Below are 18,904 nucleotides of genomic sequence, written 5' to 3' on the forward strand. Positions count from 1 at the left end.
GGGGTCAGCCGGCGGTACGGGCGCGACGTCGGGCGGCGAGCTCGTCGCCCTCGTGCGTGGCCGGCTCCTCGTCCTCGAGGGACTCGGTCGGCATCTCGGACAACGTGCCCTCGATGTCGCGCCACACGCGGCCGACGGCGATGCCGAACACTCCCTGGCCGCCCTGGACGAGGTCCACGACCTCGTCGGGGGACGTGCACTCGTACACCGACGCGCCGTCGCTCATGAGTGTGATCTGCGCCAGGTCCTCGACGCCGCGCTCCCGCAGGTGGGTGACGGCGCTGCGGATCTGGTGCAGCGACACCCCGGTGTCGAGGAGCCGCTTGACCACCTTGAGCACGAGGATGTCGCGGAAGCTGTACAGGCGGTGGGTCCCGGAGCCGGTCGCGGGCCGGATGGACGGCTCCACGAGGCCCGTGCGGGCCCAGTAGTCGAGCTGGCGGTAGGTGATCCCCGCGACCCGGCACGCCGTGGTGCCGCGGTACCCGGTGGCGGCGTCCTGCTCCGTGAGGTCCTCACCGAAGAGGAGCCCCTGGGCGCCGTGCGGCACCGAAGCACCCGTGGGGACGCTTGCCTCACCGCTGCTGTTCACTGTGCCTCCTGGTGTTGGACTCCACGCTAGGACGCCCCCGGGGGGTCGTCAACGACGTCGGCGCCGAGCGGGACCGCGTGTCGCGCCGCCCTGCCCCCACGAACCTGTCCCCACGAAGGGACCTCACGCCCGTCCCTCAACCGTCGACCACGACTTGAGGGTTCGGCTCCTACGGTAACCGAGTCTGACCCTCGACCGGAGGTCGAGGGTCCGTCCGGGCGTGGCGGGCGTCGCTCGCCGGCCCCGGTCCTGGCCCGCGACGTCAGGGAGGGGCGTCGTCCGGCCGTTCGCCGCCGTTCGGGGGCGTGCCCGGTTCGTGCGGCCCCCCGGGGGCCGTGAAGTCGGCGGCGTTCACGTGGTCGAGGAAGTCGCGGAACTTCTCCACCTCGCGCTGCTGCTCAACGTCCACCACCTCGACGCCGGCGACGGCCACCACCTCCGCCGAGCAGAGCACCGGGCTCCCGGTCCGCACCGAGAGGGCGATCGCGTCCGAGGCGCGCGAGTCGAGCCGGGTGCCGTTCGACAGGACCAGCTCGGCGAAGAACACCCCGCCGTCGAGCGCGACGATCTCGACCCGCTCGAGCTCCACGCCCACCGCGCCGAGAAGGTCCCGCAGCAGGTCGTGCGTCATCGGGCGCGGCGTCACGAGACCCGCCTGCGCCATCGCGATGGCCGACGCCTCGCGCGCCCCGATGACGATGGGGACGGCGAGGTTCGCGGCGGCGTCCAGCAGCAGCACGACGATCTCCTGGTCGTGCTGCTGCTGCCGCACCCCGAGGACCTCCACCGGGACCATCGGTGCGTCGCTCGCGTCGTCGGGTTCCACCGATCCACGGTACGTCCGCAAGGTGCCGCACGTCGCCCGGGGGGCCCGCCGGATTGGGGCCGCACGCGAAGGGATCGCGAAGGGCCGGTCAGACGAGGTCGCCCGTACCCTGCCGCACCCACGTCGAGTGCAGGCGAGCGAGCAGCTCGCCCACCTCCGCCGCGAGCTCCGCACCCTGGGCGCGCGCCGACGGGGTCTGCTGGCTGCGGTAGGGCGCCACGAGCTGGTCCACCAGGCCCACGTGCCGGTCCGCCGACGCCCGCAACGACCGCAGGTGGCGCGGCTCGATGCCGTGCTCCGCGAGCCGGGCCGCGATCCGCACCACGTCGGGGGCGCCGTCGTCCAACCGGCTCCCCGCCCGGGACTGCAGCACGCCCGCGGACACCAGCTCCTGCACGAAGCGGACCGTCGTGCCGGTCGCCTCCGCGACGGTCTCCACGGTCCAGCGCCGTCGCGACACCTCGGCCGCGGCACCCGCGTCGGCGAGCCGTGGCGCCGGTCCGGGCGCGGGCTCCCCCGCGTCCATCTCGGCGAGACGCTCCTTGATGACCTTCAGCGGCAGGTACGAGTCCCGCTGCTCCGTCAGCACGAACCGCAGGCGCTCGACGTCGGCGGGGCTGTACTGCCGGTAGCCCGACGGGGTGCGCACCGGGTCGATCAGGCCCTGGTCCTCGAGGAACCGCAGCTTGGAGTGGGAGACCGACGGAAACTCCGGACCCAGCTGGGCGAGCACGTCGGAGATCCGCATCGTCGCCTGGCGCGAGATGCCCCGCGGCCAGGGTTCCGGCGCGCCGGCGGGCTCCTCGCCCTGCGCGGCCTGCGCCGCCGTCACGACGCGGGCGCCTGCGGGTCCCGCGGCGCCTGCGGGCTGGCGTGGAACGACATGCGGAACTTGCCGATCTGCACCTCGTCACCCGTCACCAGCGGCGCCGCGTCGATGCGCTCCCGGTTGACGTACGTGCCGTTGAGGGAGCCGATGTCCCGGACCACGAACCGGTCGCCCTCGCGGGCGAACTCCGCGTGCTTGCGCGACACGGTCACGTCGTCCAGGAAGATGTCCGCCTGCTCGCTGCGGCCGGCGACCGCGCGGTCGGAGTCCAGCAGGAAGCGCTCCCCCACGGCGCCGGAGCCGTACTGCACCACGAGGAGCGCCGAGTGCCGGGGCAGGGCCGCGACGGCGGCGGCCTCCTCCGCGGTGAGCGGGATCCGGAACGCCTGCTCCTCCGCGGGCGCGCCCACGCGCCCCAGGTGCGCGGTGGTGTCCGCGGCCGCCTGGTGCGGCGGGAGAGGGCGGGGGTCCGTCATCAGTCCTCCTGTGAGGTCGGGCCGGTGGGTCGGGCGACGCTGCCGACCGGGCCCGGGAAGCCGGTGGCCCCGGATGGCCGACTGTGCGTCCGACGTGCGCCGTCGTCCGACAAACCTACCCCGACCGGGGCACGGGCGGGAAGCCCGCTCACCGGCGGCCGGCCCGTCGGACCAGTCCCGACGCGCCTCGCGAGGCTGTCGGTCGCGCTGTCAGTCGCGCGCGCGCTCCGGCTGCGCGTACTCGGGCTCCCCCGGTGGCGTGACCGCCGTGATCTTCACCTCGTCCTCGCGCGCCGTCGACGCCTCCGCCCCCGCCGTACGCACCGTCGCGAGCGCGCCGCCGGGGATCTCCAGCGCGCGGTCCATCGTCTCCGGGTCGCCGATGACGGTCCACTCGTACGGGGAGGAGAGGGAGGTCCCGTCGACCACGATCGCGCCACCCTCGTCCTCGAACCAGGTGGACGTGACCAGGCGCACCCCGTTGAGCTCGACCACCTCCGCGCCCGCGTTGCGCAGCTCCTCCAGCACGTTGAACATCTGCGACGCCTTCAGCGCGCCGGCCGGGTCCTGGATCGTCACGCGCACCCCCGGGCCCTGCGCCGGCAGCCGCCCCGACAGGATGCCCTCCGACTCCGCACGCTGCTCCGCGAGCTCGAGCGCCGACCGCGCCTGCCCGGAGCCGGACTCCAGCTCGTCGCGCGTCGCCTCCAGCCCCGAGACCTCGTCCCCGAGCTGCTGCGCCCGGTCGGTGACCTCGTCGAGCAGGCGCACCAGGTCCTCCTGGCGCGCCGACGAGAGCTGGTCCGACGCCGACTGCTGCACCTGCACCACCAGCGCGAAGCCCAGCGCCGCGCACAGCACGCCCGCCAGCACCTGGGATCGGCTCGCCCGGGGACGCAGCGCCGCCCCGAGCCGGCGCCACCCGCTCGGCGCGGCGGACGCCGCCCCGGCGCTCGCGGTCGCGTGCTCGGTCGTGTCGTCGACACCGTTCTCAGCGCCGGCCGGCTCGCCACTGGCCGGCTCGGGGGCGTCCGACTCCGGGGGGTCGTCCGTGCCTGCGGAGTCCTCGGAGTCCCCGGGGGCGTCGTCCGGCGGTCCGGGCGCAGGCGCGGGCGCAGGCGCAGGCTCGACGGCGAGCGGCTCCCCCGGCGGCTCGAGCTCGTCGTCCGAGTCGCCCGCACGGGTCGCCTCCGTGGTGGCGGCGGGCTCGGCGTGGGCCACCGCCTCGCCCTCGTCCACCTCAGGTTCCAAGGACGTGGCCGCCTCGCCCTGCGGGGAGTCCTCGCCCGTGAGTTCCCGATCGGTGGAGTCACCGTCGGCCGGGGCGCCGTGGGAGGGCGCCTCCGAGGGCACAGGCTCCTCCTGCGAGGCCTGGTCCTCCTGCGAGGCCTGGTCCTCCTGCGGGGGCCCGGCGCTCGCGGCAGCCACCGCGGCGTCGTCCTCGACGGCCGACGACGGAGCCCCGGCGGTCACGTCCTCGTCGCCGTCGCCGGACGCGACGTCAGGCGACTCAGGCGACTCAGGCGTCTCAGCGGACTCGGGGGTGTCGGGGCGGTCGCCCTTCGGGTCGCTCATCCGCCGCTCACGCCTTGAACAGGTGGCGGCGGATCGCCGCCGCGTTCGAGAAGATCCGGATGCCCAGCACCACCACGACCGCGGTCGACAGCTGCGCACCCACGCCCAGCTGGTCGCCGAGGAACACGATGAACGCCGCCACGACCACGTTCGACAGGAACGACACCAGGAACACCTTGTCGTCGAACAGCCCGTCGAGCTTGGCGCGCAGGCCCCCGAACAAGGCGTCCAGGGCGGCCACCACCGCGATCGGCAGATAGGGCTGCAACGCCACCGGCACGGTCGGCTGCAGCACCAGACCGGCGATCACGCCGATCACGAGCCCGATCGCGGCGATCATGAGCGTTCCTCCTCGGTGTCGGACGACGACGTCCCCTGCGACGTCCCCGGCGATGTGCTCTCTCGTGTGCTCTGCGGTGCCCCCTGGGCGTCGTCGCCCGGCTGCGAGGACTCCCCCGCACCCGACGTCGACGCGTACCGCAGGGTCTGGTTCCCCACGCCCGGCAGCGACAGGTCGCTCTGCGGGGTCACGCTCGACTGGATCCCGTAGCGCGACCCCAACAGCTGCAGGTACGCCGGGGCGCCGGAGCGAGCGTACGCGGTCTGCAGGTCGTCGGGGTCGCCGATCGCGCGGATCGCGTAGGTCGGCCCCGGCAGCGGCACGAGGTCCACCAGGATGGCGTCCCCCGCGTTACGGATCGCCGACAGCGACGTCAGCCGCTGGTCGTCCACCGAGATCGCCTCCGCGCCCGCCGCCCACAGGGCGTTCACCACGGTCTGCACGTCCGCGTCCCGCACCCGGGCGCTCGCGTCGGGATCCGACTCCGACTGCGCGGCGTCGCCGTCCGACAGGGAGACCACCAGACCGGGGCCGCTGACGGCCGCCGACCCGCTCACCACGCCGTCGCGCTGCAGCGTCTGCAACAGTCCCGGGTCCTCGCTGGCGAGCGCGGTGTGCTGCAGCGCCTCGATCTCGTCGCTCAGCGCCACCGACCGGGCCTGGAGCGCGTCCACCTCCCCGCGCCGGTCCACGATCTGGTTCTCCAGCACCTCGCGCGCCGCCGCCACCTCGGCCTGGGGCGCTCGCAGCTGCCGTGCCGCCGACACGGTCAGCAACCCCAGCAGGGCCGCGAGCACCAGCAGGAGCACGACGGAGAGCCCCCGGCGCCCCGCCGGGCGCCCGGCCCGCGCCGCCTCGGCGCGCCGCTCGGCCTCCTCCGCGTACCCCGGGTCCAGAGGCTTCTCCATGACCTCGACCAGCAGGGTCATCGACTCGTCCGGGCGGCGGCGCGCCGGCGTGCGCACCGGCGCCGTCACGCCTCGCCCTCCGTACCCCGGGCGTCCGGCCCGGCGCTCGCGGCCCCCAGCAGGACGCGCGCCTGCCGCACGTACTGGACACCCGCCACCCAGTACAGGCCGACGCCCCACCAGGTGAACGCCCAGCCCACGACGTGCGCCGCCGCGCCGACCACGCCCGGCATCGTCGCCAGGAGGAGCAGGGGGAACGCGTACAGCAGGGCGAACGTCCCGGCCTTGCCCACGAAGCTCACCGGCAGCGGGCCGTACCCGTGCCGCGCCAGCACCGGGAGGAGGCACATCAGCAGCACGTCACGCGCCACGATCAGCACCAGCAACCACAGCGGGACCACGTCCCGCCAGGCGAGGCCCGCCAGCGTGACGAAGATGAAGAGACGGTCCGCCGCCGGGTCCAGCATCTGGCCCAGCCGCGTCACCTGGTGCAGGCGCCGCGCCAGCACGCCGTCCAGCCAGTCCGTGAACCCGGAGAAGGCCAGGACGGCGAGGGCCCACACGTCCTCGCCCACCACGATCAGCACCGCGAACACCGGCACCAGCGCCAGGCGCAGCAAGCTCACCAGGTTCGGGATCGTGAAGACCCGGCTGCTGATCTCCTGGCCCTCCTGCACGGGGCACATCCTACGCACGCGCCCTGCGCCCAGTGGCCGAACTCACCGGCACCCGCCGGACCTCATCCGGCACCGGCCGGTAGACTGGGGGCACCTTCGGAGTTCGTCGTGCCTCCCGCGTGTTCGTTGTGCCCCGCTCAGAGCGGGGCTGGTGTGTGTCCGGGACCGAGCGACCGCCCCGCCGCCCCTGGCGGTGCAGGACTCCTCCCCCACCACCCACAGAACGGTGACCGCTCTTGAGCACCCCTGACTCCACCCTGCCCACCGAGCAGAACACCGGGCAGGACCCGACGTTCGCCGACCTCGGCCTCCCCGCACCGCTGCAGGCCGCCGTCGACGACCTCGGGTTCACGACGCCCTCGCCCATCCAGGCGCGCGCCATCCCCGAGCTCCTCGCCGGTCGCGACATCACCGGCGTCGCCCAGACCGGCACCGGCAAGACCGCCGCCTTCGGCATCCCGCTGCTCGCCGCCCTCGACCCGCAGGCCGACGTCGCCGGCGGGCACGTGCAGGCGCTCGTCCTCGCCCCCACGCGCGAGCTCGCGCTCCAGGTCGCCGAGGCCGTCGAGTCCTTCGCCACCCACCTGCCCGGGGTGCGCGTCACCTCCGTGTACGGCGGCTCCCCCTACCAGCCCCAGCAGCGCGCCCTGCGCGACGGCGTGCACGTCGTCGTCGGCACCCCCGGCCGCGTCATGGACCACATGGAGCGCGGCACCCTCTCCCTCGACGGCGTCAAGTTCCTCGTCCTCGACGAGGCCGACGAGATGCTCCGCATGGGCTTCGCCGAGGACGTCGAGACGATCTTCGGCCAGGCCCCCGCGAAGCGGCAGGTCGCCCTGTTCTCCGCGACCATGCCGCCCGCCATCCGCGCCGTCGCCGAGACCCACCTCACCGACCCCGTCGCGATCGCGGTCTCCCGGCAGTCGTCCACCGTGTCGACCGTCGAGCAGACCTACGCCGTCGTGCCCTTCCGGCACAAGATCGGCTCCCTGGTCCGGGTGCTCGCCACCTCCGACGCCGACGCCACCATCGTCTTCACCCGCACCCGCAAGGACGCCGAGGAGGTCGGCGCCGCCCTGGTCGAGCGCGGCACCTCCGCCGCCACCATCTCCGGCGACGTCGCCCAGAAGGAGCGCGAGAAGATCGTCGAGCGCCTCAAGTCCGGCGCCCTCGACGTGCTCGTCGCCACCGACGTCGCCGCCCGCGGCCTCGACGTCGACCGCATCGGCCTCGTCGTCAACTTCGACATCCCCCGCGAGCCCGAGGCCTACGTGCACCGCATCGGCCGCACCGGCCGCGCGGGGCGCACCGGCCGCGCCCTGTCGTTCGTCACGCCCCACGAGCGCGGCAAGCTCAAGCACATCGAGCGGACCATCCGGACCACGCTCGCCGAGGTCGAGATCCCCTCGCCGCGCGACGTCTCCGAGCACCGCGCCCGCCGCCTCCTCGACGCCGTCGGCACCCGCATCGAGTCCGGCCGCCTCGACCTGTACACCCGGATGCTCCAGGAGCGCGCCGCCACCGCGGCGGCTTCCGCCGAGGACACCGACGGCACGACGGCCCCCGTCGAGGCCGACGACGACGCCCTGCAGGTCGCGGCCGCCCTCCTGGCGCTCGCGGTCGGGGACGACGGCCCCCAGCAGCGCGCGGCCCAGGAGGAGCACGAGCGCGAGCGGGCCGAGGCCAAGGGCGGGCGCACCCGCGAGACCCACCGCGCCGAGCGGACCGAGCGGGACGGCGACCGCACGGGCCGCCACCCCCGCTCCGACCGCGATCGCGACGACCGTGGCCGCGGCATCCGTCGTCCCGCCGCCGGCACGCGCTACCGCATCTCCGTCGGGCACACGCACGGCGCGCAGCCGCGCGGCATCGTCGGGGCGCTCACCCACGAGGGCGGCCTGTCGGGCAGCGACATCGGCAAGATCGACATCTTCGGCAACTTCTCGCTGGTCGACATCTCGCGACCGCTCGACGACGCCGACATGAACCGCATCGGGCGTGCCCACGTCGCGGGCAAGGCCCTCCGGATCTCCGTCGACAAGGGCGCCCCGGAGCGGCGCGCCCCGCGCACGGAGCGGCCCCGCACCGACCGTCGTCCGGCCCGCACGGTCTGACGACGTCGGGCACCGGCCCGAGACACCGCGACGCCCCGCGAGCCGTACGGCTCGCGGGGCGTCGTCGTCCCCCGGCAGGGGCGGACGCGGTCAGGTGCGGTCCGGTGCCTCGCCGAGGCTCACGACCAGGGACCGCAGGCGCCGCGCCTCCGCCATCCCGCGCTCCCCGTCCGCCCGCTGGATGCCCATCACGGCGATCGTGCCGCCGTCGGCGAGGTCGAGGCGCACCCACGGGTCGTTCGGGCCCAGCCGTACCTCGACGATCTCCGGCCACGCGAGCGTCCGGGACCGTACGAGGTTGCGCACCCGCAGCCCTTGTTCCGAGGGCACCGCGTGCACGCCGCCGAGCCGCCACAGCAGCCAGGTGACGCCCAGCGCGAAGACCACGAACGAGATCTTGTTCACCGCGGCCGCGCCCATCGGCCCGTTCGAGCCGAGCCCGACCACCACGCTGCCGACCGCGGCGACCACCCACACGAACCAGGCCGAGACCTGGCCCCACAGCGGCCGGAAGGTGCGGAAGCGTGACGCGCTCATGCCCACCACGCTGCCACCGCCCGCACGTGCTCGACAGGTCGGCGGGCGCCGACCCGCCGGGTCACAGCCGGCTGGCGTGGATGGAGGTCACGATGATGCCGCGCGCCCCCACCTCGTACAGCGCGTCCATCACGCGGTTGGTCTCCGAGCGCTTCACCATCGACCGCACCGCCGCCGACTCGCCGTTGTGCAGCGGCGACACGGTGGGCGACTCGAAGCCGGGCGTCACCGCCACCGCGGCGTCGACGAGCTCCATCGGCACGTCGTAGTCCATGAGCACGTACTCGTGCGCGGTGATCACGCCCTGGAGGCGGCGGGTGAGCACGTCGAGCCCGGCCGGCTCCCCCACGTCGCTGCGTCGGATGAGCAGCGCCTCGGAACGCAGGATCGGCTCGCCGAACACCTCGAGACCCGCCGCGCGCAGCGTCGTGCCCGTCTCGACGACGTCCGCGATGACGTCCGCGACGCCCAGGCGCACGGAGCTCTCCACCGCGCCGTCGAGGTGCACCACGGCCGACGGCTCGATCCCTCGCTCGCGCAGGTACGAGCGGACCAGGGTGTCGTACGACGACGCCACCCGGCGGCCGGCGATCTGGTCGACGTCGGTGATCGTGCCCGCCGGCGCCGCGAAACGGAACGTCGACGCGGCGAAGCCGAGCGGCAGGTGCTCGACGGCGTCGGCGCCAGAGTCGAGCAGCAGGTCGCGGCCGGTGATACCGACGTCGACGGTGCCGGAGCCGACGTACACCGCGACGTCGCGGGGGCGCAGGAAGAAGAACTCGGCCCCGTTGTCGGGGTCGGCGAGCACGAGCTCGCGGGTGTCTCGACGCTGGCGGTAGCCGGCCTCGCGCAGCATGTCGGAGGCCGGGACGGAGAGGGAGCCCTTGTTGGGGACGGCGATACGGAGCACTGCGGTTACCTCGTTCTGATCAGGACGGGACGTGTCGGGCGGCAGGGCGCGCGCGACGGACGACGGGGCCGCACCGTGACGGTGCGGCCCCGGTCCGGGCGCTCACAGATGCGCGTACACGTCCTCGAGCGTCAGTCCCTTGGCCAGCATGAGCACCTGCAGGTGGTACAGCAGCTGCGAGATCTCCTCCGCGGCGGCCTCGTCGGTCTCGTGCTCGGCGGCCATCCAGACCTCGGCCGCCTCCTCCACGATCTTCTTGCCGATCGCATGCACGCCGGCGTCCAGCTCGGCCACGGTCCCCGACCCGGCGGGGCGGGTCGTGGCCTTCTCGGTCAGCTCGGCGAACAGGGAGTCGAACGTCTTCACCCGCTCAGCCTAGACGCCGGGACCCCGGGCTCCGGGCAGGGTTCCGGTCCTCGGGACGGTGAGCTCCGCGTGTTCAGGACGCTTGGCACACTATTTTTCCGAGAGTCGAGAGAGGTGCCGGTTGCGTGCCGAGCCGCGAGAGGTGCTCAGTGGGCGTGGCCCGACGCCAGCCCGCGCAGGGCCTCGATCTCCGCCGGGACGTCGGCGGCCCCGTACACCGCGGAACCCGCCACGAAGACGTTCGCCCCCGCGTCCGCAGCTCGCTCGATGGTGTCGCGCGACACTCCCCCGTCGACCTGGATCCACACGTCCAGCCCCGACTCCCCCACCGCCTGCCGGGCCCGCCGGATCTTCGGCAGCGTCCCGTCGATGAACGACTGCCCGCCGAAGCCGGGCTCCACGGTCATGACGAGGATCATGTCGATCTCCGGCAGGAGGTCGAGGAACGGCTCCACCGGCGTGGCCGGCCGGAGCGCCACGCCCGCCCGTGCCCCCAGGCGCCGCAGCTCCCGCGCGAGGCGCACCGGGGCGTTGGCGGCCTCCGCGTGGAACGTCACCGAGGCCGCCCCGGCCTCCGCGTACGCCGGCGCCCAGCGGTCCGGGTCCTCGATCATCAGGTGCGCGTCGAGCGGCACAGGAGAGACCTGCGCCAACCGCTCGAAGACCGGCAGGCCGAGCGTGAGGTTCGGCACGAAGTGGTTGTCCATGACGTCCACGTGGGCGTAGTCGGCGGAGGCGATGGCGCCCAGGTCCCGCTCGAGGTTCGCGAAGTCGGCCGACAGGATGCTCGGGTTGATCAGCGCAGGCATGCGCCCAGCGTAGGCGGAGCAGCCACTACGCTCGCCCCGTGCCACCGCTCCCCTCCCCCGCCGAGCCGTCGCCGTCGACCGCGTCGACGGTCGCCGCACCGCCCGTCGTGCGTGCCGCCGTCGTCGGCGACCTGCCCGCCGTCGCGGCGATCCTCGAGCCGTACGTCACCGGCACGGCCGTGACCTTCGACGAGCAGGCCCCCGACGTCGCCGCCTGGCGCCAGCGCCTCGTGGACCTGGACGCCCGCGGCCTGCCCTTCCTCGTGGCCGAGGTCGACGGGACTGTCGTCGGCTACGCGTACGCGGCCCCCTGGCGGCCCAAGGCCGCCTACCGCTACACGGTGGAGGACACGATCTACCTCGCCCCCGCGGCCCAGGGCCGGGGTGTCGGCTCGCTGCTCATGACCGCGCTGCTGGAGGCCTGCACGCGCGCCGGCGTGCGGCAGGTCGTGGCGGTCGTGGCCGACGACCCCGCGGCGGCCGGCTCGCTCCCCCTGCACCGCCGGTTCGGCTTCGAGGTCGCCGGTGTGCTGCGTGACGTCGGCGTCAAGCACGGCCGCTCCGTGAGCACCACGCTGCTCCAGCGCACCCTCGCCTGACGAGCGCGCCGCGCGCCTCAGCAGGACAGCGCCTCAGGAGAAGCACCTCAGGAGGGCAGCCCGGCGCGGAGCGCGTCGGTGCGGGCCTCCACGGTCCGCCACGCGTCCGGACCCACGCCCGGGTGGGCGTCGCGGTCGATCTCCCCGAGGCCGGTGCGCAACCCGTCGAGCGTGGCCGCCACGGCACGCAGCGCGCGGCGGCGCGGCAGCCCCCACGACTCCCCCTCCGCGACGAGGTGCTCGGCCGTGATGCGGTCCATGTCGCGCTCCCCGGACACGTCCATCGCGAAGACCCGCGACGCGTGCACGTGGTGCAGGTGCATGGACACGTCGTAGGCCGGGGCGAGCGCCACGGTGCCGTCCTCGCGCCGCAGCAGCGACACGTTCTTCGCGTGGGCGTCGGTGTTCCCGACCGCCAGGTTCAGGGTGGTGAGCGCGAGCAGCGGGTCGGGCCGGGCACCGTCCTCGCGCAGCACGCGGGCGATCCTGGCGAGCGACGGCAGCGTCCGGCCGTGCTGGAACTTGCGCTCCGGGTCGCGGGTGTTGATGCCCAGGGCCTGGGCCGCGTCCTCCTGGTGCACGCGCCGCTGGCCGCCCGGCGAGGCCGCGTCGGACACTCGGTCGTAGCGGGAGACGACGATCGCCCGGACGTCCTCGAACGTGACCACCTCGGCGTCGATCGACGTGAGGCCCACGCGGCGGGCCAGGTCGAGCGCGGCGGCCTCGGTGTCGACGAGGTCGGCCGTGGGCGAGCCCGCCTCGCGCGCCACCTTGAGGATGTGCGTCGTGGGCTGGGTGGGTGACGCCCGGAGCCACCCCTGCTCGTCGCGCACGAGGCCGATCTTGGGCTCCATGCCCGGCAGGGAGCTGGTGAGGTGCTGCGCCCGCCCCTGCCCGCCGGCGCGGGCCACGCTCTCGCGCAGGAGGGCGGCGACGCCCGCCTCGTCGAGACGCCGGGTGGGGCGCGACTCCGGCTCCGGCACGACGCCCGCCTCGACGAACGTCAGCGCGCCCACCGTGTCGCCGCCGTAGGCGCGGAAGAACGCGACCGGGTCGTCGGGGTCCACGCCCGCGTCCATGGCCATGTGGGCACGGACGCGCCCCTCCGGCATGAGGCCGTCGAGCCAGGCGGCCACGCGCGCCGGCGCGGGCCGCTCGTCCGGCTCGATCGGGAGCAGGTGCGACAGGATCCGCGCGCCGTCGCCCCAGCGCCGCGCCGCGTCGTCGTCCCACCCGAGCTCGACCCGCGGCGTCCCCCGCCCGAGGTCACGCGCGACGAAGCGCGCGATCCGTGCCCCGTAGAGCCAGGCGTCGATCTCGGTCACGCGTCTCGCCCCCGCTCCGCGAGGCGCACGTCGATGCCGAGCTCGTCGAAGATCTCGAACAGGCGCGTGATGTACAGGTTGTCCACGCCCGCCTCGACCTCGGAGACGTACTGCCGCGTCAGCCCCAGCTCCTCCGCGAGCGCCGTCTGGCTGATGCCGCGTCGGCGGCGGACGGTGCGGGCGAAGCGGCCGAGGTCGCGTGCGCTGCGTGCCGGCGTCCAGGGGCTGGGATGCGTCATGTCAGGCTCCTGTTGTCGGATTATTCTTCCCGAACTCTCAGGAAGGATATTCCGGCATCCCAAAGTTTGCAAGGATCTCCTGACAGCGACCGGCGGTTCAGCGGACCCTTCGCAGCAGCGTGAGGTGCATCGCGTCGGTGCCGTGCACGTGCGGCCACAGCTGGGCGTCCAGCCCCTGCGCGCCCCCGTCGTCGGCGCCCAGGTCGAGCTGCGCCCCCGGGACGAGCACGCCGCGCAGCGCCGCACGGGAGTCGATGCGCTCGGCGTCGTCGCGGCGGCGGAGCACGTCGTCGACCACGAGCCGCGTCTCCGCCAGGTGCGGGGAGCAGGTGACGTACGCGACGACGCCGCCGGGACGCACCGCGTCCAGGGCGGAACCGAGCAGCTCGCGCTGCAGCACGGTCAGCGTGCCGAGGTCCGCCGGCGTGCGGCGCCACCGGGACTCGGGGCGACGGCGCAGGGCGCCGAGCCCGGTGCAGGGGGCGTCGACGAGCACCCGGTCGTAGGCGGCGGGCTCCTCGGTGCCGACCTCCCGCCCGTCGCCCGTGCGCACGCGCTCCACGACGCCGCCGGGCACGGCGCGCAGGGCCCGCTCGACGAGCCGCGCTCGGTGCGGCTGCACCTCGTTGGCGACGAGGGTGGCGCCCCGCTCCCCCGCGAGCGCCGCGAGGAGCGCGGCCTTGCCGCCCGGACCGGCGCACAGGTCGAGCCAGCGGGCGTCAGGTCCCTTGAGCGGGGCGTCCGCGAGGGCGAGGGTGACGAGCTGGGAGCCCTCGTCCTGCACCCCCGCGCGCGCGTCGGCGACGGCGGGCAGCGCGGCGGGGTCGCTGCCGCCGGCGAGGACGAGCGCGGTCGGTGCCCAGCGGCCGGGCTCGAGCCGCACGTCGGCGTCGTGGGCCTGCTCCTGGAGCGTGTCGGGGCCAGCGAGGCCGGGGCGGGCGACGAGGGTGACGCGCGGGGCGGTGTTGTCGGCGTCGAGGAGGTCGGCGACCTCGTCCGGGCTGCGGCCGTGGCCCGCGAGCGCCTCGCGCAGGGCGCGGGCGATCCATACGGGGTGGGAGCCGACCGTGGCGAGGCCGGTGACGGCGTCGGGCGCCTCGTCGGCGAGGCGGGTGAGCCAGTCGTCGAGGGACGTGCGCCCGACGGCGCGCAGGACGGCGTTGACCATCTGGGCGGGCCCGGCGCCCACGCGGTCACGGGCGAGGGCGACCGTCTCGGAGACGGCGGCGTGGGACGGCACCCGCATCCCCAGGAGCTGGTGCGCGCCGAGACGGAGCACGTCGAGCACCTCGGGGTCGAGCTGGTCGAGGGGGCGGGTCACGCAGCGGGCGAGGATCGCGTCGTAGCGACCGCGCAGGCGCAGGGTGCCGTACGCGAGCTCGGTGGCGAAGGCGGCGTCGCGGCCCGCGACGCGGCGCTCGCGCAGCAGGGGCGGGAGCACGAGGTTGGCGTAGGCGTCGGAGCCGTCCACCTGGCGCAGGACGTCGTAGGCGGCGGTGCGGGCGGGGTCGGTGCGACGCCGCCGCTCGCCGGGCGCCTGGGCGCTGCGGTGGGTCTCGCCGCGCGAGCGGGCGGCGCCGCGCTGGCGGCCCTTGCTGTTGCGGGAGGAGTCGCGACGCTCGTCCCGGCGGTCCGCGCTCATCGGGCGTCCTGCCCGAGGCGCGGGGCGGTGTCCCCGGCGTCGGCGGTGAAGAGGCCGCGTGCGCCGCGGGCCCAGTCGGCGGCGGGCATCGGCTTCTTGCCCACGGGCTGCACGTGCCCGAGGGCGACGGCGTGCGTGGCGGTCCCGACGAGGACCTCCTTCTTGCCGGCGCGCACCTCGCCCGGGGCGAGGTCGGTGACGTCGGGTCGCGGGGTGACGGGACCGAGGCCGAGGCGGGCGCCGGGGGCGGCGTCGAGCCCCGAGGTGGGGGGCAGGGTGGTCCAGGCCCCCGGGGCGGGCGTGACGGCGCGGACACGGCGGTCGACGGCGAGGGCCGGGTCGTCCCAGCGGACGCGGGCGTCGTCGGTCGTGACCTTCGGTGCGAGGGAGACGCCGTCGGCCGGTTGCGCCTGGGGGGCGAGGGTGCCGTCCTCGAGCGCGTCGAGGGTGGCGACCAGCAGCTCCGCGCCGCTGGTCGCGAGGCGGCCGAGCAGGTCGCCGGACGTGTCGCGGGGGCGGATCGTCTCCGTGGCGGTGCCGAGCACCGGGCCGGTGTCCATGCCCTCGTCCAGCAGGAAGGTCGTGGCTCCGGTGACCTCGTCGCCCGCGAGGACGGCGTGCTGCACGGGGGCCGCTCCGCGCCACGCGGGCAGCACGGAGAAGTGCAGGTTGACCCAGCCGAGCCGGGGGACGGCGAGCACGTCGGGGCGCAGCAGGTGCCCGTACGCCACGACGGGGGCGGCGTCGACGTCGAGCTCGCGCAGCGTCGCGAGGAAATCCTCGCCGCGGGGGCGCTCGGTGAGGACCGGGATCCCGGCCTCCTCGGCCGCGAGCCGCACCGGGCTGGGCACGAGGCGGCGGCCCCGCCCGGCGGGGGCGTCCGCCCGGGTCAGGACGCCCACGACCTCGTGGCGCGACGCCAGGAGGGCACGCAGGGACGGGACGGCGGGGTCGGGGGTTCCGGCGAAGAGCAGGCGCACCACCCGATCGTAGTCGGGCGGCGACGCGCCGTGGCTCGGGCGGGACGCGCCCGCCTACCGCCGCACGGGCAGCCCGAGGGAGCGCAGCGCGGCGCGCAGCGCCGGAGTGTCGGTGAAGCGGACGGCGTGGAAGCCGAGCTGCCGGGCGGTGGCGACGTTGGCGGGGCCGTCGTCCACGAAGACGGCGCGGGCGGGATCGACGTCGTGCGTCGCGGCCAGGTGACGGAAGATCGCCGGGTCGGGCTTCGCGAGCCCCACACGCCCGGAGACGACGACGTGCTCCAGGCGGGTCGTGGCGGGGGCGGCGCCGGCGGCGTGCCGGAACAGCTCGGCGGACCAGTTCGTGAGCCCGAGGAGGCGCACGCCCGCGGCACCGAGCTCCTCGACGAGCTCCGCCGAGCCGGGGACGGGGCCGGTCAGCGTCCCGGGGAAGCCCGCCACGTACTCGTCCAGGAGAGGCTGCAGGTGGGGACGGTCGTCGAGGGTCGCGCGGGCGTCGGCCCAGCTGCGGCCGGCGTCCTGGGCGAGGTTGAACGCCGGGAAGTCGATCTCCGCCATCCAGCTGGCCACCTCGGCGCGCGGCCGGCCGGGGAACGCCCCGTAGGGGTCCCACCCGACGAGCACGTTGCCGAAGTCGAGCACCACGGTGTCGACGGGGGCCCCGGCGGGGGCGAGGGCCATCAGAGCATCTCCTTCGGGTCGACCTGCACGCGGACCACGCCACCCTCGCGCCGAGCGGACCGGACGGCGAGGGAGGCGCGCAGCTGGGCGGCGAGCTCGCCCCCCTGGGCGAGGGGGACGCGCAGCACGGTGCGCACCTGGGGCTCGAGGGTGGCTCCGCGTCGCGGGTCGGCGTCAGGCTGCTCGACGGGGCCGAGGACGGTGTCGGGCCCCGCGAGCGCGACGCGGCCGACGACCGCGTCCACCGCCCCCCGGTCGCCGGAGACGGCCGCGACGCGGACCGCGGGCGGCAGCGCGAGCTCGCGGCGCTCGGCGAGCTCCCGGTCGGCCAGGCCCCCGGGGTCGTAGCGCACGAGCGCCCCGGTCGGGGCGGGAGCGGCGTCCCCGACGAGGAGCACCTGCCCGCCGGCGCGGGCGGGGTGCACGAGGGCCGCGGCGGCGAGCCAGCGGTGCAGCGCCTCCGTGGCAGTGGCGAGCCCTGTGCCCGCGGTGGCCACGGCGGCGTCGAGCAGGAGGGCGACGGCGTACCCGCCGTCGGCGACGGGCTCCGCCCCGGGCGTCGCGACGACGAGCGCCGGCTCCGGCCCGACCCGGTCGAGCACCCCGGCGGGCGCGGAGGACGCGGACACCCGCACGGGCGTGCCCGCGAACGCCCGGCCGAGCTCCTCCGCGGTCCGGTCCGACCCGACGCGGACGGCGCGCAGCCGGGTGTCGCCGCACTCCTCGCAGCGCCAGCCGCCGGCGAGGCGGCCGCACCAGGAGCACTGCGGTGCGCTGCCGGTGCGGGTCATGCCGAGGGGGCCGTGGCACGCGGCGCACCGGGCGGCGGTCCGGCACCGCGCGCAGGCCACGACGGGCAGGTAGCCGGTGCGCGGCACCTGCACGAGGACGGGTCCGCGGGTCAGCCCGTCGCGGGCGGCCCGCCAGGCGGCGGTCGGCAGCCGCGCGGCCGCGCCCGGCCCCTCGGCGGCGAGCTCGACCGACGTGAGCGCGCGCACGCGGGGTGCGCGGGCGCGCAGCACGTCGCGGGGCGCGGCGATCTCGCGCGCCCACCCGGACGCCAGCAGCGCCTGCGCCTGCACGGTCCGGCCCGGCGACGCCAGCAGGTACGCCGCGGACTCCAGGTCGCTGCGCAGGGCGAGCACGTCGCGGGCGTGCGGGTAGGGGGCGTGCGGCTCCGCGAGCGTGTCCTCCCCGTCCCCCCACAGCACGACGAGGCCGAGGTCGGGCACCGGGGCGAACATCGCGGCCCGGGTCCCGACCACGACGTCGGCCAGGCCGTGCCGGGCGCGCAGGAACGCGCGGTAGCGGGGTGCGGGGCCGTCGTCGGCGAGGAGGCGCACGACGTCGTCGAGCCCGGCCTCGCCCAGGGCGTCGACGACGCGCTCGACGTCCCGGGCGTCGGGGGCGACGACGAGGGCGCGCCGCCCCCCGGCGACGGTGGCGCGGGCCGCCTGCGCGACGCCGGCCGCCCAGTGCGGCACGTGGGCCGGCCCGTCGTCGGTCGGCGGCGCCAGACCGGGCAGCGGCGTCCAGACGGCCCGCGGCGCCTGCCCGGCCAGCAGGTGCCGGCAGAACGCCTCCCCGCCGAGGTACGACTCCCACGCCGCCACGGAGCCCGCCGCCACGGGACGAACGGGCCGCGGCACCGCCAGGTCCCCGGCGGGCGCCCCGGAGTCGCTCTGAGCGCCGTCAGAGGCGTCCTGGGGGCGGTCCCGGGCGTCACCCGCGTCGTCCGTGCCGTCCGTGCCGTCCGTGCCGTCCCGTCCCGCCTCCTCGACGGGCTCCGCCAGGGAGGCCAGCACCTCCTTCTCGACCCGCGCGTGCCGGGGCGGCACCGCGAGGCGCAGCACGTCGGCGAGGGTGCCCGCGTACCGGTCCGCGACGGCGCGGGCCAGCCGCAGCACAGGTTCCGACAGCACCGGGTCGGCCGAGACCAGTCGCTTGAGCGGCACGAGCCGCCCTTCGTGGTCGGACGTCTCCCGACGCTCCACGACGTAGCCCGCCACCTCCTGCGGCCCGAACCGGACCCGCACCCGCACCCCCGGCCGGGCGTCGTCGGCCATGGGGGCGGGCACCAGGTAGTCGTACGGGCGGTCCAGGTGCGCGGGCTGCAGGTCGAGCACCACCCGCGCGACGGGCAGCTCCTCGGCGACGGGAGTGGCCCCCAGGGCAGCCTTGCCGCCCTTGCCGCCCGTCCCGGGCTTGCGGCGCCCCTTCGTCGCGGCGTCACGCGGGGCCGGGACGTCGTCGAGCCCGAGCAGCGCGGGCTGCTCGGGCTCGGAGGTCTCAGTCACGAGGCCATCCCATCACGCCCCGCCCACGCCACCAGCACATCCCCCTACGGTTCCCGTGACGACGTGAGACGAGGCCGCGGCGATGCGACACCGCCTGACGAAGATCGAGCGTGGCGGGATGCTTCCTTCGCGCGGACGCGTTCACGGGCGCCAGGGCGCCCTCCACTTCGGGAGGGATACGT

20 protein-coding genes are annotated in these 18,904 nt (G+C 75.7%); 2 read left to right on the forward strand and 18 right to left on the reverse strand.

Going from position 1 to position 18,904, the window contains the following annotated elements; all coding sequences use genetic code 11:
* Positions 1-4: 4 nt before the first annotated feature.
* The 8 genes from ACFQ80_RS03150 to ACFQ80_RS03185 all read right to left on the reverse strand — a co-directional run bounded on the left by ACFQ80_RS03150 (position 5) and on the right by ACFQ80_RS03185 (position 6,223).
* The gene (locus ACFQ80_RS03150) at positions 5-592 is read right to left on the reverse strand and encodes a MerR family transcriptional regulator (protein WP_430551888.1); all 588 of its coding nucleotides are present in this window, start codon (positions 590-592) and stop codon (positions 5-7) included.
* Between the two features lie 262 nt (positions 593-854).
* On the reverse strand, positions 855-1,388 hold the full coding sequence (locus tag ACFQ80_RS03155; protein WP_430552014.1) for a bifunctional nuclease family protein: 534 nt from the start codon (positions 1,386-1,388) through the stop codon (positions 855-857).
* Positions 1,389-1,506: 118 nt separating this feature from the next.
* The gene (locus ACFQ80_RS03160) at positions 1,507-2,250 is read right to left on the reverse strand and encodes a MerR family transcriptional regulator (RefSeq protein ID WP_430551887.1); all 744 of its coding nucleotides are present in this window, start codon (positions 2,248-2,250) and stop codon (positions 1,507-1,509) included.
* Positions 2,247-2,723, reverse strand: coding sequence for an FHA domain-containing protein (locus tag ACFQ80_RS03165; protein WP_430551886.1), 477 nt, complete (start codon positions 2,721-2,723; stop codon positions 2,247-2,249). Before ACFQ80_RS03165 ends, ACFQ80_RS03160 begins: the two co-directional genes overlap by 4 nt.
* A gap of 210 nt (positions 2,724-2,933) precedes the next feature.
* The gene (locus tag ACFQ80_RS03170; RefSeq protein WP_430562518.1) at positions 2,934-4,298 is read right to left on the reverse strand and encodes a DUF881 domain-containing protein; all 1,365 of its coding nucleotides are present in this window, start codon (positions 4,296-4,298) and stop codon (positions 2,934-2,936) included.
* Between the two features lie 7 nt (positions 4,299-4,305).
* Complete coding sequence (locus tag ACFQ80_RS03175) at positions 4,306-4,638, reverse strand: small basic family protein (RefSeq protein WP_079575212.1); 333 nt, start codon at positions 4,636-4,638, stop codon at positions 4,306-4,308.
* A complete protein-coding gene (locus tag ACFQ80_RS03180) occupies positions 4,635-5,615 on the reverse strand; it encodes a DUF881 domain-containing protein (protein WP_430551884.1) in 981 nt (326 codons plus the stop codon). Before ACFQ80_RS03180 ends, ACFQ80_RS03175 begins: the two co-directional genes overlap by 4 nt.
* On the reverse strand, positions 5,612-6,223 hold the full coding sequence (locus tag ACFQ80_RS03185; protein ID WP_430562519.1) for a CDP-alcohol phosphatidyltransferase family protein: 612 nt from the start codon (positions 6,221-6,223) through the stop codon (positions 5,612-5,614). The genes ACFQ80_RS03180 and ACFQ80_RS03185 overlap by 4 nt, the downstream gene beginning before the upstream one ends.
* Before the next feature lie 236 nt (positions 6,224-6,459).
* On the opposite strand from ACFQ80_RS03185, the gene ACFQ80_RS03190 reads away from it, so the two are divergent.
* Positions 6,460-8,337 (forward strand): DEAD/DEAH box helicase, encoded by a 1,878-nt coding sequence (locus ACFQ80_RS03190; protein WP_430562520.1) that lies wholly within the window; start codon positions 6,460-6,462, stop codon positions 8,335-8,337.
* A gap of 90 nt (positions 8,338-8,427) precedes the next feature.
* Here ACFQ80_RS03190 and ACFQ80_RS03195 read toward each other — a convergent pair whose 3' ends face one another.
* The 4 genes from ACFQ80_RS03195 to rpe all read right to left on the reverse strand — a co-directional run bounded on the left by ACFQ80_RS03195 (position 8,428) and on the right by rpe (position 10,959).
* Entirely contained in the window at positions 8,428-8,874 is a 447-nt protein-coding gene (locus tag ACFQ80_RS03195; protein WP_430551881.1) for a PH domain-containing protein, read from the reverse strand.
* A 61-nt stretch (positions 8,875-8,935) separates the two neighbouring features.
* Positions 8,936-9,784 carry an ATP phosphoribosyltransferase gene (gene hisG / locus ACFQ80_RS03200; protein WP_430551880.1) on the reverse strand — a complete coding sequence of 283 codons (849 nt, stop codon included), beginning with the start codon at positions 9,782-9,784 and terminating at the stop codon, positions 8,936-8,938.
* Between the two features lie 102 nt (positions 9,785-9,886).
* Entirely contained in the window at positions 9,887-10,150 is a 264-nt protein-coding gene (locus tag ACFQ80_RS03205; RefSeq protein WP_079575216.1) for a phosphoribosyl-ATP diphosphatase, read from the reverse strand.
* A gap of 146 nt (positions 10,151-10,296) precedes the next feature.
* Positions 10,297-10,959 (reverse strand): ribulose-phosphate 3-epimerase, encoded by a 663-nt coding sequence (rpe, locus tag ACFQ80_RS03210; RefSeq protein WP_430562521.1) that lies wholly within the window; start codon positions 10,957-10,959, stop codon positions 10,297-10,299.
* A gap of 38 nt (positions 10,960-10,997) precedes the next feature.
* On the opposite strand from rpe, the gene ACFQ80_RS03215 reads away from it, so the two are divergent.
* Positions 10,998-11,558 carry a GNAT family N-acetyltransferase gene (locus tag ACFQ80_RS03215; protein WP_430562522.1) on the forward strand — a complete coding sequence of 187 codons (561 nt, stop codon included), beginning with the start codon at positions 10,998-11,000 and terminating at the stop codon, positions 11,556-11,558.
* 47 nt (positions 11,559-11,605) lie between these two features.
* On the opposite strand, the gene ACFQ80_RS03220 is transcribed toward ACFQ80_RS03215, so the two are convergent.
* The 6 genes from ACFQ80_RS03220 to ACFQ80_RS03245 form a co-directional block, all read right to left on the reverse strand.
* On the reverse strand, positions 11,606-12,883 hold the full coding sequence (locus ACFQ80_RS03220) for a type II toxin-antitoxin system HipA family toxin (RefSeq protein ID WP_430562523.1): 1,278 nt from the start codon (positions 12,881-12,883) through the stop codon (positions 11,606-11,608).
* Complete coding sequence (locus tag ACFQ80_RS03225) at positions 12,880-13,122, reverse strand: helix-turn-helix transcriptional regulator (RefSeq protein ID WP_430562524.1); 243 nt, start codon at positions 13,120-13,122, stop codon at positions 12,880-12,882. The genes ACFQ80_RS03220 and ACFQ80_RS03225 overlap by 4 nt, the downstream gene beginning before the upstream one ends.
* A gap of 97 nt (positions 13,123-13,219) precedes the next feature.
* Entirely contained in the window at positions 13,220-14,764 is a 1,545-nt protein-coding gene (locus ACFQ80_RS03230; protein ID WP_430562525.1) for an RsmB/NOP family class I SAM-dependent RNA methyltransferase, read from the reverse strand.
* Positions 14,761-15,744: a methionyl-tRNA formyltransferase gene (gene fmt / locus ACFQ80_RS03235; protein WP_430562526.1), complete on the reverse strand. Its 984-nt coding sequence runs from the start codon at positions 15,742-15,744 to the stop codon at positions 14,761-14,763. The genes ACFQ80_RS03230 and fmt overlap by 4 nt, the downstream gene beginning before the upstream one ends.
* Before the next feature lie 54 nt (positions 15,745-15,798).
* The gene (locus tag ACFQ80_RS03240; protein ID WP_430562527.1) at positions 15,799-16,425 is read right to left on the reverse strand and encodes an HAD family hydrolase; all 627 of its coding nucleotides are present in this window, start codon (positions 16,423-16,425) and stop codon (positions 15,799-15,801) included.
* The gene (locus ACFQ80_RS03245; protein ID WP_430562528.1) at positions 16,425-18,722 is read right to left on the reverse strand and encodes a primosomal protein N'; all 2,298 of its coding nucleotides are present in this window, start codon (positions 18,720-18,722) and stop codon (positions 16,425-16,427) included. The genes ACFQ80_RS03240 and ACFQ80_RS03245 overlap by 1 nt, the downstream gene beginning before the upstream one ends.
* Positions 18,723-18,904 lie beyond the last annotated feature (182 nt).

Source organism: Isoptericola sp. NPDC056578 (assembly GCF_042793275.1).
Taxonomy (GTDB): Bacteria; Actinomycetota; Actinomycetes; order Actinomycetales; family Cellulomonadaceae; genus Isoptericola.

What these genes read in the sequence shown, in the direction of transcription:
- ACFQ80_RS03155 (WP_430552014.1), bottom strand. Translation starts at nt 1,388, where the DNA reads ATGGTCCCGGTGGAGGTCCTCGGGGTGCGGCAGCAGCAGCACGACCAG.
- ACFQ80_RS03230 (WP_430562525.1), bottom strand. Translation starts at nt 14,764, where the DNA reads ATGAGCGCGGACCGCCGGGACGAGCGTCGCGACTCCTCCCGCAACAGC.
- ACFQ80_RS03170 (WP_430562518.1), bottom strand. Translation starts at nt 4,298, where the DNA reads ATGAGCGACCCGAAGGGCGACCGCCCCGACACCCCCGAGTCCGCTGAG.
- ACFQ80_RS03165 (WP_430551886.1), bottom strand. Translation starts at nt 2,723, where the DNA reads ATGACGGACCCCCGCCCTCTCCCGCCGCACCAGGCGGCCGCGGACACC.
- ACFQ80_RS03240 (WP_430562527.1), bottom strand. Translation starts at nt 16,425, where the DNA reads ATGGCCCTCGCCCCCGCCGGGGCCCCCGTCGACACCGTGGTGCTCGAC.
- ACFQ80_RS03195 (WP_430551881.1), bottom strand. Translation starts at nt 8,874, where the DNA reads ATGAGCGCGTCACGCTTCCGCACCTTCCGGCCGCTGTGGGGCCAGGTC.
- ACFQ80_RS03225 (WP_430562524.1), bottom strand. Translation starts at nt 13,122, where the DNA reads ATGACGCATCCCAGCCCCTGGACGCCGGCACGCAGCGCACGCGACCTC.
- rpe (WP_430562521.1), bottom strand. Translation starts at nt 10,959, where the DNA reads ATGCCTGCGCTGATCAACCCGAGCATCCTGTCGGCCGACTTCGCGAAC.
- ACFQ80_RS03175 (WP_079575212.1), bottom strand. Translation starts at nt 4,638, where the DNA reads ATGATCGCCGCGATCGGGCTCGTGATCGGCGTGATCGCCGGTCTGGTG.